This is a genomic window from Burkholderia sp. AU15512 (assembly GCF_002223325.1).
Lineage (GTDB): Bacteria > Pseudomonadota > Gammaproteobacteria > Burkholderiales > Burkholderiaceae > Burkholderia.
In genome coordinates this window covers 354,954-369,158 of record NZ_NKEX01000008.1, presented here as the reverse complement: position 1 = coordinate 369,158, position 14,205 = coordinate 354,954, and the positions used below count along the sequence as shown (strand labels likewise).

Annotated in this window: 10 protein-coding genes and 1 pseudogene; 3 read left to right on the top strand and 8 right to left on the bottom strand. The window is 65.7% G+C overall.

Annotation, left to right across the window (positions count from 1 at the left end; all coding sequences use genetic code 11):
• Nucleotides 1-2: 2 nt before the first annotated feature.
• The 4 genes and pseudogenes from CFB43_RS33890 to CFB43_RS39240 form a co-directional block, all read right to left on the bottom strand.
• Complete coding sequence (locus CFB43_RS33890) at nucleotides 3-1,508, bottom strand: HAMP domain-containing sensor histidine kinase (protein ID WP_089498489.1); 1,506 nt, start codon at nucleotides 1,506-1,508, stop codon at nucleotides 3-5.
• Complete coding sequence (locus tag CFB43_RS33885) at nucleotides 1,508-2,227, bottom strand: response regulator transcription factor (protein WP_039353478.1); 720 nt, start codon at nucleotides 2,225-2,227, stop codon at nucleotides 1,508-1,510. Before CFB43_RS33885 ends, CFB43_RS33890 begins: the two co-directional genes overlap by 1 nt.
• 582 nt (nucleotides 2,228-2,809) lie before the next feature.
• Nucleotides 2,810-2,932 (bottom strand): annotated as a pseudogene (locus CFB43_RS39260) (integrase core domain-containing protein); the annotation flags it as partial.
• A gap of 104 nt (nucleotides 2,933-3,036) precedes the next feature.
• Nucleotides 3,037-3,321 carry a hypothetical protein gene (locus CFB43_RS39240; RefSeq protein ID WP_179254963.1) on the bottom strand — a complete coding sequence of 95 codons (285 nt, stop codon included), beginning with the start codon at nucleotides 3,319-3,321 and terminating at the stop codon, nucleotides 3,037-3,039.
• Between the two features lie 517 nt (nucleotides 3,322-3,838).
• Here CFB43_RS39240 and CFB43_RS38170 point away from each other — a divergent pair.
• Complete coding sequence (locus tag CFB43_RS38170; RefSeq protein ID WP_144023160.1) at nucleotides 3,839-4,111, top strand: hypothetical protein; 273 nt, start codon at nucleotides 3,839-3,841, stop codon at nucleotides 4,109-4,111.
• 17 nt (nucleotides 4,112-4,128) lie between these two features.
• Nucleotides 4,129-5,835: a DUF1302 domain-containing protein gene (locus CFB43_RS33875; protein ID WP_089498487.1), complete on the top strand. Its 1,707-nt coding sequence runs from the start codon at nucleotides 4,129-4,131 to the stop codon at nucleotides 5,833-5,835.
• A gap of 257 nt (nucleotides 5,836-6,092) precedes the next feature.
• Here the strand turns inward: CFB43_RS33875 and CFB43_RS33870 are convergent, their stop codons facing one another.
• The 3 genes from CFB43_RS33870 to CFB43_RS33860 are packed head-to-tail and all read right to left on the bottom strand — an operon-like array spanning nucleotide 6,093 to nucleotide 11,057.
• The gene (locus tag CFB43_RS33870; RefSeq protein ID WP_089498486.1) at nucleotides 6,093-9,209 is read right to left on the bottom strand and encodes an efflux RND transporter permease subunit; all 3,117 of its coding nucleotides are present in this window, start codon (nucleotides 9,207-9,209) and stop codon (nucleotides 6,093-6,095) included.
• Nucleotides 9,206-10,414, bottom strand: a complete 1,209-nt coding sequence (locus CFB43_RS33865) for an efflux RND transporter periplasmic adaptor subunit (protein ID WP_089498485.1) — start codon at nucleotides 10,412-10,414, stop codon at nucleotides 9,206-9,208. Before CFB43_RS33865 ends, CFB43_RS33870 begins: the two co-directional genes overlap by 4 nt.
• 46 nt (nucleotides 10,415-10,460) lie before the next feature.
• The gene (locus CFB43_RS33860; RefSeq protein ID WP_089499046.1) at nucleotides 10,461-11,057 is read right to left on the bottom strand and encodes a TetR/AcrR family transcriptional regulator; all 597 of its coding nucleotides are present in this window, start codon (nucleotides 11,055-11,057) and stop codon (nucleotides 10,461-10,463) included.
• A gap of 112 nt (nucleotides 11,058-11,169) precedes the next feature.
• On the opposite strand from CFB43_RS33860, the gene CFB43_RS33855 reads away from it, so the two are divergent.
• Nucleotides 11,170-12,672, top strand: a complete 1,503-nt coding sequence (locus tag CFB43_RS33855; protein WP_179254962.1) for an efflux transporter outer membrane subunit — start codon at nucleotides 11,170-11,172, stop codon at nucleotides 12,670-12,672.
• A gap of 972 nt (nucleotides 12,673-13,644) precedes the next feature.
• Here CFB43_RS33855 and CFB43_RS33850 read toward each other — a convergent pair.
• On the bottom strand, nucleotides 13,645-14,202 hold the full coding sequence (locus CFB43_RS33850; RefSeq protein WP_256990178.1) for a TetR/AcrR family transcriptional regulator: 558 nt from the start codon (nucleotides 14,200-14,202) through the stop codon (nucleotides 13,645-13,647).
• Nucleotides 14,203-14,205: the final 3 nt, after the last annotated feature.

The following is a 14,205-nucleotide window of genomic DNA, read 5'->3' as shown; positions in this document are numbered from 1 at the left end:
GGTCAGCGCCCGTCGCCGGCCGCAGGGGTGGCCACCGCCAGCGCGAACTCGAACACCGCCCCGCGCCCGGCCCGGTCGACCAGCCGGATACGGCTGCCGTTGAGCGCCAGCATCCGGTGCACGATCAGCAGCCCGAGCCCGCCGCTCGTCACCGCGCCGCCGCTCATCGGCCGCTGCGGCCGCTGGAACAGCCCTTCGCGCCGCGCCGCCGGAATCCCTTCGCCGGTATCGGCCACGGTCACGAGCACGCGGTCGCCGCGCGGCTCGAGCGCGACCTCGACCTCGCCGTGCGCGGGCGTGTGCCGCAGCGCGTTGTCGAGCAGGTTGGTCAGCACGCGCTCGATCATCCCGAGATCGGCCGACACGACCGGCACCCGCGGCGGAATTCGCGCATGCAGCGCGACGCCGCGCGCCTGCGCGGTCAGCTCGAATTTCTGGAACACGTCCTGCACGAGATCGACGAGCGAGAACGGCTCGCGCTCGGCCTGCACGCCGCCCGATTCGAGCCGCGCGAGCTCGAACAGCGCCTGCGCGAGCCGGCCGACCTTCGCGCTCTGCGCGAGCGCGATCGACAGGTAGCGCCGCCGTTCGTTCTCGGCGAGCGCGTCCGACTTCAGCGACAGCGTCTCCAGGTAGCCGTGCAGCGACGTGAGCGGCGTGCGCAGGTCGTGCGAGATGTTCGTGATCAGTTCGCGCCGCTGCTGGTCCTGGTGCGTCAGCGCGCGCCACTGGTCGCCGATCCGGTCGGCCATCTGCGCGAACGCGGATTCGAGCACGACGATGTCGTCGCCGCGCCGGCCCGGCCGCGAGCGCGGCACCGGCGGCTGCGTGTCGGGCGTGCCGTTCGCGTCGAAGCGGCGCATCGCGTCCGTCAGCCGGCGCAGCGGACGCGTGATGAAGCTGAACGCGGTGAGACCCGCGAGCAGGCCGAGCAGCGCGACCAGCGCCATCGACCACAGCGTCGTGCGCAGCACGTTGCCTGCGTCGACACGCGCGGCCAGCTGGTCGTGCGCCTCGCCGAGCAGCACCACGTAGATGTAGCCGGACGGCGGCTGCCGCGCCAGCTGCAGCGGCGCGGCGCTGAACACCTTGCGCGCATCGGGGCTGCGCGGATCGTCGCCGAGGATCGGCAGCGGCTCGCCCGCGATGAAGCGCTGCACGGGCGCGAGATCGACGCGGTCGCGCTTCACGTGGCCGGGCGGCGCATCGTCGCCCTTGATCCGCCCCGCGTTGTCGAGCAGATAGACCTCGACGCTCGGGTTCACGCCCATCAACTGGCCGAACAGCGTGCGCACCGCATCCGGGCGCAGCCCGTTCGCGTCCATCAGCGGCGCGCTGTGGGTCACGCTGTTGACGATATTGGCGGCGAGGTCGCGCGACAGCCCCTGCACGACTTCCTGCTCGCGCATGTCGTTCGCGCGAATCTGCAACCACGCTGACGCGCCCGAGCACGCAAGCAACAGCACCGAGAACACGAGCGACAGCCGCTGGGTAAGGGTGAGCTTCATCATGCGTCCCGCTGGCCCGGCGCGGCGAGCTTGTAGCCGCGGCCCCACACGGTGAGGATCCGCACGGGTTCGGCCGGATCGGCCTCGATCTTCGCGCGCAGCCGGTTGATGTGGGTGTTGACCGTGTGCTCGTAGCCTTCGTGCTGGTAACCCCACACGGCATTGAGCAGGTCCATCCGCGAGAACACCTTGCCCGGGTGCCGCGCGAAGAAATACAGCAGGTCGAATTCGCGCGGCGTGAGGTCGATGCGCGCGCCGTCCACGCTCGCCTCGCGCGCGATCGGGTCGATCGCCAGCCCCGCGACGTCGAGCGTGCCCGCGTCGATCCGCGAATCGCGCGCCAGCGCATCGACGCGCCGCAGCAGCGCCTTCACGCGCGCGACGAGTTCGAGCACCGAGAACGGCTTGGCCAGATAGTCGTCGGCGCCGAGCTCGAGGCCGAGGATCCGATGCACCTCGCTCGAACGCGCACTGGTGATGATGATCGGCGTGTAGCGCGTCATCGCACGCGCGCGCCGGCAGATTTCGAGGCCGTCGACGCCCGGCAGCATCAGGTCGAGGATCAGCGCATCCCAGCCGCCCTGTTCGAGCAGGCGCAGCCCCTCGGCGCCGTCCGCGCTGTGCACGACCTCGTAGCGCTCGTCGCGCAGGTGCAGGCTCAAAACGTCGGCGATATCGGCGTCGTCCTCGACGATCAGGATGCGTTTCGGTTGGTCCATGGCGGCGGGCGGCGGCACGTCGGTGCCGGGTATCGGTTCGGGCCCGGTCCGGCTGGCCGGGTTCTCCGGGGGGAATCGCGGCAACGGCCGCGCTGCCGCCATTGTGCAAAATTTTGCGGCGCGGCGGGGAGTGATCACATTTCATTTAACTTTGGATTGTGCCGGCGCTGTGAACCAATGCCCGCAAGGTCTCCAAGGCCGGCCCCAAAAATGAATCGCTACTCACTCCAGTCCGAACACGAAAAAGCGGACGTGATACGTCCCAAGCGACGATACAAGCCCGCGCGTCCCGATGATCAGCCGTACTGTCTGCCGTGGCGTCAATCCCGGTCGTTCCGCCGCACGCCATGGTTTGGCCTTGCCGTCCGGCATGTGCCGAAGACCTGTAACCTGTCCAGCTCGCGCGTCGTCAGTATCACCTTTTCAGCTGACTGCATGGTCAGCCCCGTGCTTGCTCAACTAGCTTCCTGAATTTTTGCACGTGTATCGTGAAAACGCTGTCTTCTTGTTCAAGACAGACCAATCCGGATTGGTGAAATGACCTCACTGACTAGTCAGGTTCTCGCCACTTTCGTCGCGGCTACGCCACTCCTGAATCAACCGCTTGGCGTGCCGCATTGAGACGAACCAGTGCTCGTTCAGGCATTCATCGCGGAACCGCCCGTTGAAGCTCTCGACATAGGCATTCTCCACCGGCTTCGTAGGCGCGTGCACCAGACCTTGCCAACGAACCCCGGCCTGTTTTTGACCGTGATTGATCCGGGCACGCCTCGTATCACCGTGAGCCGCTCGAGCACTTGCTGCACTCGTCAGCCCGGTAGCGAAGTATCGACTTCGATGACCAAACACTCGCACGTGTAATCGTCGACCACGTTCAGGCATCGAAACCGCCGACCAAAGGCCGGCCCGCCAGAAACCAATCGTATGGTCCTCCCGCTTCTTCTATCGTAGCGGCGCTTCTGCGCGGCGATGGCCATCATCCAGCCAGTCAGCGCTTCGTCGTCAATTCGGCGGTGTGATTCGTCGTGAACCAGCGAGCGCGACATCCCTCCCGGCCCGCAGGCCCGCACAACACCCACGGCGCGTTCTGTCATCAAGATTCAGACCGCTCACTCCGGAACGGACTCTCCACCGTCACCGCACTAAACGCGGGGAGCAGGTCAACGGCCTTGTAGACGATGACTTCATACCACAGAGGGTTAACCTTTATCGACACGGAATTGATATGACAATATTTTCCAATCTCTTTCCGATTTCTTTCTATTTTATGGTCATTTGACCAAGTCATTTGTCAAACTTTGTCCCGGATAGCCAGGCGGTGAGCAATTCGCAAAGTACTGAACTTCGACACGGTCGCTTATAGACGTCATCGCCGAACGACAACTTCCCCTCGTGCGCGAAAGGTAATCACCATGGCCGGCCAGCGCACGATAGCTGTATGCATTAGCAAACTGTCGGCACGCCATCAGGGTTCCCGGCAATGCGGACTCCTACGTCATGACGATGACCTGGAGTCAGCAGATTCAAGAAAATAAAGCAAAACACACCCTTAATAATTTCGCATAGCTAATAAATAGACTGAACTTTCAGATCGTTCATCTGCATTCGTCTATGCGCACCCTTTTGGCGGGCGCACGTTACCAGGTCAAGGTCAAGGAGATAGCCGTGGTCAAGACTCATGCTTTCAAGAAATCCGCTTCGCACGTCCGATCGACAGCGAAATTGCCACTCATTGCTTCCGCGGTCTCGATGACTTTGACCGGTGCGCTGGCGGAAGGTACGGATTCGGCTCATACGCCGTCGGGCACCGAAGTCGCCGGCACCGCGAGCGGCATTCCCGCATGGACGCTCGCAGGTAATCTCCGTGCATTGAGCGAGCGTTGACAGGAGCCGACAACCAGATGGCTATCACGTCCTCATTTAAGCGCCGGCCCAGCATGGCTTTCGTACGCACGGCGATCTTGGCGCTGGTCGCCCTCGGGTCCAGCTGCGCGCACGCGTTCATTTTCACGGTCGGGAATGTTGAAGGCAGTTTCGATTCGACGATATCGGCGGGCATCGGCATTCGAACTGCCTCGCCAAGTTCCAATCTCGTATCGCCGACCTACAACCAGGCCACCGGCGCAAGGACCGGTGGCGGTCAGCTCGGCCAGTTGAGTGGCCTCTCCGATCAAGGCAACATCAACTACGGCAAGGGAGATCCGTTCACGAGCTATCTCAAGGGCAACCACGAGCTGCTCCTGAAGATGCCCTCCCAAGGGCTGGCGTTCATGGCGCGAGGCACCTGGCAATACGATTACTCCGGCACCCGCACGACAGGCGCAACCAGCGGACAGAACCTTTTCTATACCCCCCCACCCAGCCTCAGCGGCGGGTTCCCGCCCGACGCCGAGAGCAACATCCGGTTCAAACCTCGGTTGCTTGACTTGTGGGTGAGCAAACAGTTCAACGTAGGCGACCAGATTGCACGCATCCGTGTGGGTAATCAGGTCGTCAGCTGGGGCGAGAGCATCTGGGAAGTCGGGGGGATCAATGCGACAAATGCCATCGACATGAATCGCGCTGCCCAACCAGGCGCGCAAGTCAAGGAAACGGTCCTTCCTGCACCGATACTGAGTGTCGCGTCTGGTGTGGGTCACGGCGTGAACGTCGAGGGTTACATCCAGAGTAACTGGAATCAGAATTATCTGCCCCCGGTTGGCAGCTATTGGTCCAATCAGATCACAGGGCCCGGCAACAACACGTATGGCATTGCGACCGTCCATCCGAAAAACGGCGGGCAGTATGGCTTTTCCATTCGCTACCAACCCGCTGGAACGGACCTGAATCTCGGCTTCTACACGATCGCGTACCACGACAAGTTCCAGCAAGTCTCGCTGAGCTCGACGGGTGGGACGGTCTTCAGATTTCCGGAAGACCGTCACATGATCGGTCTCAGCGCCAACTTCCCCGTTGGCGACTGGGCGATCGGCACCGAGCTCTCGTACCGTCCGCGAGATGCCGTTCCCCTGAATCCGGCCAGTGGATGCGTCGCACAAGGTGGAAACTGCTGGGTCGACGAGAAGCGATTCCAGTGGCATCTGACGTCACTCTACTCGTTCCAGCCAAGCAATTCCGGCGCGTTCCTCAAGCTGCTCGGTGCCCAAACCGCTACGCTGACGACCGAGACGGTGATCATTGGTTATCCCGGGCTTCACAAAAGCTATGGTGGATCACCTATCGCGTCGGGCGGGCTCGCGTGGGGAAATGAATTCAATGACTTGTCCTCGAGCGGCGCACCCAACTCACCGGGTAGTGCACAAGGAACGAAATACTCCGGCGGGATTGACGTCGACTTCAACTGGGTTTACGACGGCACACTCATTTCTGGATGGCGGGTCAATCCGGGGATATTCATCCGATATGGCCTGTTCGGTAACACGCCGTCCATCAACTCCCAGTTCATGCGAGGTGTTACCTCCATGAACCTGTACGTGAACCTCATACAGAACCCGGCGAACTGGCAGGTCGGATTGAACTACAGCCGCTTCATGGGTCCCACCAACCCGCTGGTCAATCCGCTACGTGATCGAGACTTCGTGGCAATCGTCGCATCTCGAAATTTCTGAGGTCAATACGAATCGCAACGTAAGCGATCGAGCAACGACACTCTTGTGTAGAAATCGCGACACTCTGATGCTACGTGTCTACGTGAACAGCTGGCATCAGACTGTATGAGCGAGAGGCAAGACCTACGTTGCCGAATAGCGCACCTCGATCAGGCGTGGATCGATTCCGCTGCGTCGGACCTATTCGGCAACTGCGACGGCGGCAGAGCCGCGCATGCCCATGTTCCCCTGCAGCCTATTCGAAACTGGGGGCTTCGCTAGTCTCCACGCCGGTCAGCTTGCGCGCGATCATCCGCCGTCACCGACGTCAGTCGCGCGAGCCGCACGGCGAACCAGGCCCGCAAGTCGTCCATGCAGGTATAGGCGACCGGCACGAACACGAGACTGAGCAGCGTCGACGTAATCAGGCCGCCGATCACCGCGACGGCCATCGGCGCGCGAAAGCCCGCATCGGCACCCGTGCTGATCACCGACGGCACCATGCCGGCCACCATCGCGATCGTCGTCATGATGATCGGCCGCGCGCGCTCAGCGCCGGATTGCAGCAGCGCCTGGTGGCGCGGCATGCCTTCGCGCCGCTTCTCGATCGCGAAGTCGACCATCAGGATCGAGTTCTTCGTGACGATGCCCATCAGCATCAGCATGCCGATCACTACCGGCAGGTCGATCGCGGCGCCATACAGCAGCAGCGCGCCGAGCGCACCGCCGACCGACAGCGGCAGCGCCGTCAGGATCGTCAGCGGCTGCAGGAAGTCGCGGAACAGCAGCGTTAGCACTGCGAGCACCATCAGGATACCGAACGTCATCGCCGCACCGAACCGGGAGAACATCTCGCTCATGTACTCGGCGTCGCCGTACTCAGCGCGGCGCACGCCGTCGGGCAGCGCGCGCATCGACGGCAGCGCGTCGACCGCATCGAGCACCGTCCCTAGCGTCATGCCGTTCGTCAGGTCGGCATCCACCGACACGCGCCGCAAGCGGTCGAAACGCTCGATCCGCGATGGCCCGCTGCCGAAATCGACGTCCGCGACCGCCTGCAGCGGTACGCTCGTTCCGCCGTCGGTCGCCACGCGCAGTTGCCGCAGTGTATTCAGGTCGCCGCGCTCGGCCTCCGGCAACGCGACGCGCACCGGCACCTGCCGGTCGCGCAGGTTGAAGCGTGCCGAATTCGCATTGATGTCGCCGACGGTCGCGATGCGCGCGACGGTGCCGATCGCGTGGGTCGTCACGCCCGCGCGCGCCGCCTCGTCGAAACGCGGCCGCACCTGGATCTCGGGGCGCGCCAGCGGTTCGTTGACCTGCACGTTCGCGATGCCCGGCACATTGCGCATGTCGCGCTGCAGCGCCGACGCGGCTGCCGACAGTCGTGCCGGATCGGCACCGACGAGGATAATCGACACGTCACGCGCGGCGCCGTCCGCGCGGAACGCGTAGCGGATGTCCGCGAGCTTGTCGAGCGCCGGGCGCAGCGACTGCTCGAACGCCTTCTGGCCGAGTTCGCGCTGCCCCGCCGGCAGGAGTCTCAGCATCACCGTGCCGGTGGACACGTCGGTAGTGCCCGACGCATCTTCGCCGCCCGCCGTCGTGAACGCGGCGAGCACTTCGGGGCGGCGACGCGCCTCCGCGGCGATCTGCTGCAGCACCGCGTCGGTTTTCGCGAGCGGCGTGCCCGGCGGCAGCGTCACCTCGATCCGTGACTGACTGACGTCGTTGGTCGGCAGAAAGCCGGACGGCAGCAGCGGCACGATCGCGAGCGACACGGCGAAGAACGCCGCGCCCGCGAACACGCATGTGCGCCGGTGCCGAAGCGCCCAGTCCAGCAGCGCCAGGTAGCGGCCGAGCACGCGCCCGGGCGGCGCACCGGCAGCCGATGCGTGCCCCAGCGCGCCGGCGGGCTTCGGCTGCATCAGGTAGGCGGCCAGCAAAGGAGTGACGAGCCGCGCGACCAACAGCGACGCAAGCACGGCGACCGACACCGTAACGCCGAACGGCGTGAAATACCGGCCGACGATACCGCCGATGAAGCTCACCGGCAGGAATACCGCGACGATCGTCGCGGTGATCGCGACCACCGCGAAGCCGATCGCGTCGGCCGCGTCGATTGCGGCCTGAAACGGCCGCTTGCCGAGATCCAGATGGCGCTCGATGTTCTCGATCTCGACGATCGCATCGTCGACCAGGATGCCGATCACGAGCGTCAGCGCCAGCAGCGTGATGCTGTTCAGCGTGTAGCCGAACCCTAGCATCACCGCGAAAGTCGGCAGCATCGACAGCGGCAGCGCGACGGCCGCGACCAGCGTCGCGCGCCAGCTGCGCAGGAAGAAGAACACCACCAGCACCGTGAGCACCGCGCCTTCGATCAGCGTCGCCATCGTCGCGTCGTAGCTTGCGAGCGTGTAGTCGACCATCGACGCCACCTCGCGAATCTCGATGTCTGGGTGCTGGCGCCGCAGGCGTTCGAGCGCCGCCTGTACGCCGGACGCGACTATCGTATCGCTCGAGCCCTTCGCGCGATACACGGCGAAGCCGACCACTTCCGCGCCGTCGAGCCGCGCGAGCGAGCGCGCGTCGCTCGCGCCATCGCGGATCGTCGCGAGGTCGGACAGCGTGGCCCAGCGCCCGTCGGACAGCGCGATCGGCATTGCGGCGAGCGCGTCGACCGACGTCGCGCCGCCGAGCGTGCGCACCGACTGCTCGCTGCCGGCCAGTACCGCGCGGCCGCCCGGCACGTCGACACTGGTACGCACCAGTTGCGCATTGACCTGGTCGGTCGTCACGCCGAGCGCCTCGAGCCGCTCCGGGCGCAGCTGCACGCGGATCTCGCGGTCGACGCCGCCGAGCCGCTGCACGCGCTGCACGCCCGGTACGGCCAGCAATTCGCGGCTGAGCGTATCGTCGACGAACCACGACTGCTCGACGACGCTGCGTCCTTTCGCGCGCAGCGCATAGTTGAGGATCGCGCCGCCTTCGACTTCGAACCGCGTGACGATCGGCTCCTCGATCGACTGCGGCAGGTTCGCGCGGTTCTGCGCCACGACCTCGCGCACGTCGTTGAACGCGCGCGCCGTATCGACGCCGAGCTGAAACTCGACGGCCGTGACCGACAGACCGTCGCCGACCGTCGACGTGATGTGCCGCACACCCGCGAGCCCCGACACCGCACGCTCGACCGGCAGCGTGACCGCATGTTCGAGATCGGCGGGCGCGGTGCCCGCCTGCGCGATCGCCACCGCGACGATCGGAAAATCCACGCGCGGATTAGCGTTGATCGGCAGCTTGAGGAACGCCATCCAGCCCGCCACCGCGAGCACGACGAACAGCACGATGGTCGGAATCGGGCGGCGGATCGCCCACGACGACAGCCGGAGACTCATTTCGCCCCCGCCACGCCGTTGCCGGCTGCCTGCACGATGTCGCCGTCGCGCACCAGCGCCGACGCCACTGCAACGACGTGATCGCCCGCCTTGAGGCCACTACGCACCTCGATCCATGCACCGTCGCGCCGTCCCGCAACGATCGCGCGGCGGGTCACGCGGCCCGCCGCGTCGACCTGCGACACGAATGCCGCATCCTGCGCGCCGAACGTGACTGCGCGTTGCGGCACGGCCACCGGCACCTCGATACGATCGGCCGCAAGCTCCGCGCGCGCAAAGCCGCCGGCCCGCAAACGCGACGCATCGCCCAGTGCGACGCGCACCTTGCCCATCCGGGTTTGCGGGTCGATACGCGGTGCGATGAGACGCACGGTGCCGTCGACGGTGCCTGGCGTGTCCGGCAACACGATCGTCGCGCGCTGCCCGGCGCGGATCGCGCCCAACTCGCGTTCGGCCACGTCACCATCGAATTCAAGTTCGCCGCGGGCGATCAGCCGGAACAGCGGCTCGCCGCCGGCCAGCGCCCCGGCGCGCACGGCGCGGCTTGCGATCACGCCATCGGTCGGCGCGCTGACGATGGCCTTGTCGCGTTCCGCGCGCGCCTCGGCGAGCCGCGCGAGCGCCTGTTCCTCGTCCGCGCGCGCACCGCGCAGGTTTGCCGCTGCCGCCGCGACCTGCGCGCGCTGCTGGTCGACCTGCTGGTCGCTCACCGCGCCGGACCGGCCCAGCGGCTCGATGCGGCGCCACACGGCCTGCGCGTCGGCATCGAGCGCCTGCTGCTGCGCGACTGCGGCACGTGCGCGATCGACGGCCGAGCGTGCGTCGCGCACCCGCGCGTCGAGCGTCGTGGTGTCGAGCCTCGCGAGGATCTGGCCGGCTTTCACGCGATCGCCTTCCTCGACGAGCACGGCCGTCACGCGCTGATCCTGCAGCGGCGTACCGATCGCGATGTCGTCACGCGCAACGACTGTGCCCGTCAGCCGGATCGTGCGCGCGAACACAGCCGGCCCGGCGGTCGCGACCGTAACGCGCTGCATGGCCGGCGCGGGTCGCGGCGCGACCTCGCCATGCGCTAGCGACGGCATCAGGCTCACTGCGCCGCCCACCAGCGCCATCAGCAGCATGTACGTGACGAGGCCGCAGCGCACGCGCGCAACGGCTTTCCAGCACAACAAGGCACCCGTCGCGGGTTGTTTCCGAATCATGGGAGTCTTCAGAGGAAGGGAGTCACGCGGCGAACGGCCGCGCGCGTCATTGCGGCTGCAGCATTCTCCGGATGATCAGCAGGTACATCGGTGCATGCGTCTTTGTCTTGAAGCCGGGCTCGAACACGACCCGACCGACCGCGCCTTCCGCGAGCGCGATCAGCCACGTAGCGACCAGATCCGGCTTCAGCGTCGGGTCGATCTGCCCCTGCGCGATGCCGCGCTTGACCAACGCGGCGAGCAAGCCCTTCTCATGCGCCTCGTTTTCGGCGAACAGCGCGGCAATCTCCGGATTGCGCGATGCCTCGGCCGCGACCTCGATGCTGATGCGCGCATAGATTGGCTCGCTGGCTGCCTTCATCTTTTCGAGCGCCAGTGCTTCGATCGCGGCAACAACGTCGTCAGCGCCCGCCCATCGCGCAAACAGCTCGGCCGACTCCTGCCGGTCTTCCTGCGCGATCGCCTCGATGATCGCCGCCTTGGTCGGGAAATAATGAAACAGGTTGCCGGGGCTCATGCCTGCGGCGGCGCAGATCGCCGCCGTCGATGTGCCATGGAAACCGTTGCGCGCAAAACATTCGATCGCCGCGTCCAGAATCTGACGCCGCTTCGCTTCCACTTTTTCCGGATCGACCTTTCTCACCATGCACTCCGCACTGGACGTTGCTTCGAATATTTAATAGACTGACTACTCGATCTATTATTATGCGGCTGGGTCGATGCGTCAAGCCGCGTTGCCGAGAATGAGTGCGAACATGAGCGTCATGGATGACAGGAAGCCAGGCCGGCTGCTCGGCCTGTGGATGCGCGGTCTCGCGCTGGTGGTTGGTGTGGGCCTGCTTTCCGGCTGCGTCCAACCGGCGCTGTTGCCCGATGCGCATCAGCCTGTGCCGGCCGACTGGCGCAATCGCGGCGAGCCCGCGCCGACGGTCGCGCCTGCGCCCGCTGACTGGTGGGCCGTGTTCCGCGATCCGGCGCTCGACGCGCTGGTCGCCGCCGTGCTGTCACGCAACCTGACGCTCGCCGAGGCCGGCTATCGCCTGCAGGCCGCGCGCGCGATCGCCCGGCAGGCGGACGCGTCGCGCTTGCCGCAGATCGGTATGAGCGGCGAGCTGCAGCGGCAGCAGCGCATATCGGGCGCGGACGGATCCCGCGAATACGCCAGCGAAGCGGGCGGCACGGCATTTCCGTCCGACGACGCGCCGTTCGTGCCATCCGACCGCGCCAGCGGCTACTACCAGGCGGGCTTCGATGCGTCGTGGGAAATCGACCTGTTCGGCCGTCTCGCGGCCACCGCCGCGTCGGCGCGCGCGGGTGTGGGTATCGCGCAGGCCGACTGGCAGCAGGCGCGCATGACGGTTGTCGCCGAGCTGGTGCGCTGTTACATCGAGCTACGCGGTGCACAGCGCCGCAGCGCGCTGCTCGCGCAGAGCGTTGCCGACCAGCGCGAACGGATCGTGCTGACCCGCGAGAAACGCAAGGCGGGCGTCGCCAGCGATTTCGACGTCGAGCGCGCGCTCGCCAGCGCCGCCGAGCTCGCGACCCGCCGCGCGGCATCGGATCAGGTCGAGCAGCAAGCAGCGCAACGCATTGCGCTGCTCACCGGCGAGCCGGAACCGGACGACCGCTGGCTCGCCGCACGCGCACAACCCGCCGTGCCGCCCATCGCGCTACAGGCCGTGCCGGCGAACCTGTTGCGCACACGGCCCGACATCCGCCGCGCTGAGCGTGCGGTCGAGCAGGCGGCGGCCGAGCTGCGCGTGTCGACCGCAGAACTCTATCCGCGCCTGAACCTGGTCGGCAACATCGTCATCAGCGGCAATCTGGTCGGCATGCCACTGCCGGGACGCAACACGGTCGGCTCGGGCGCGCTCTCCGTGACGATCCCGCTGCTCGACTGGGGCGCGCGCCGCGCGGCCGTGCGTGCACGCGAAGCGGAACTCGCTGCCGCGATCGTCGCGTACCGGCACGCCGTGCTCGAAGGCATAGAGGAAACCGAAAACGCGCTGAACGCGCTCGCGGCCGAGCGGCGCCGCGCGGCGGACCTCGCACTGCACGTCGACGCCGCGCGGCGCACGGACGCTCACGCCGCGCTGCTCTGGCAACGCGGGATGGCAAGCCGGATCGAGCGCATTGAAGCAGGCTTGGCGACCCGCGAGGCCGACCTGGCCTCGGTCGAGGCGATCGAGAAGCAAAGCCTCGCGGTTGTCGCGCTGCACAAGGCTGTCGGCGGCGCGGCGATCGAGCGCGACGGCTGAGCGGCGCATGACGATGAACACGGAACGCGGCACATCGTGCGTAGACCAAAATAAAGTCGTCGCCGCTTGCGAAGGAAAAATGTCACTGCGCCGGTCTCAGCCGACCAAGAAACGCGAGACCCTTGTGAATCAAGGGATTGTCCGACGAGAATTAAAGTTGCCATCGAGCCCGGCGTCGCAGAGACCGGTGCCCCCCCCGGAGCGCCGATAGCCGGTGCCACGCGTTGTGCGGAGCCTGAGTCTGAACGGACGATCGTGCCGCAGGGGTAAGGTTCCGTCCATCAATGCACATCAGACGCTCGGTGTGATTCGCATCCATAGTCAAACAACGCTCGTGTCCCAGTCGATTCAATTGGCCAACCAAAGTCCGGATTCGCCGTGCCACCCGGCGAGCACTGAAAATCTCGGCGCGAACAGGTGCTCGGCAAACATCAACCGCTCACCCATTCGAAGGCCCTTGCCAGTCGGAGCGTCAACGGATTCCGCCGCCCTCCCCACGGAACACTACGGACGTCACATTTCATCCAGCTTTTGCCGGCGCCCGCGCCGCGAGTCAATATGGGCATGGCTTCCCGATCCGGCCGCTCGCGGGCGATTTCATCAGCCGATGTGAGCGCGACGTGGGCACGAAAAGGCGGAGGCGATGAAGCGGTAATCGGTGACCACTGGCGGAAGCGCGCCGACGCCTCGGCACGCTGCGCCAGCATTCCCCACCGCATTCCATTTGCGGAGCATGTGGAAGCAGTGCAATGAGTCGTCGCAGCTAACGCACGCACAATAAGCAATGCAAACTGCTTTTCAAAGCGAAGATCACACCAACTGAGCCTCGCGATCATCGGTATCGGCCAATAACTGCCGGTTGGTGACACGACCGAAGATGCCATTCCTGCGCAACGCGTTCGATCCGAGTCGCTTCGGCACACGGGCGGCGCATGTCGATCAACCCGCCCGCCTCCCGTGCGCCCTCTCTCGCTACTCCGAATCCGCCTGAGCGAACCCGAGCGTCAGCCCGAACGCGTCGAGGATCGTCGCCGCGGTGCGGGCCATGCGCTTCGCCATGGCCTCCGGCGTTTCGCGCATGGCGCCCTGGCGAAGCCAGTGCACCGCCGTCCAGACCAATCCCCCGCCTAGCACCGTCAGGCAATCCTGCTCTGCTTGCGTCCGGACGCCTTCATAGGGCGGAAGGAGCCGGCCGGAAACGAAGGTCACCAGTTCATCGAAAAACGCCGATGTTGCCGCGTCGTTGAATACGGTCAGATAGAACGACTGATGCGCATGCAGATGCTCGAGAATCAGCGCGGTTTCCACCTCCATTGACCGGATGAACGTGGTATTCGGCGGGTTAATCAGCTTGCCTTGCTCCTCGACGAATGCAAACGCGTGGTCGAGCCTCACCATCGCCGCCCGCTGGGCGGCCGATTGAAGGTCGGGAAAGTGCTGATAGAACGTGGGACGCGCGACGCCCGCGCGCTGCACCAGTTGAGCAATGCTGAGCGTGTTCAGCGGCGCGTCGTCGAGCAGTTCGGTCATCGC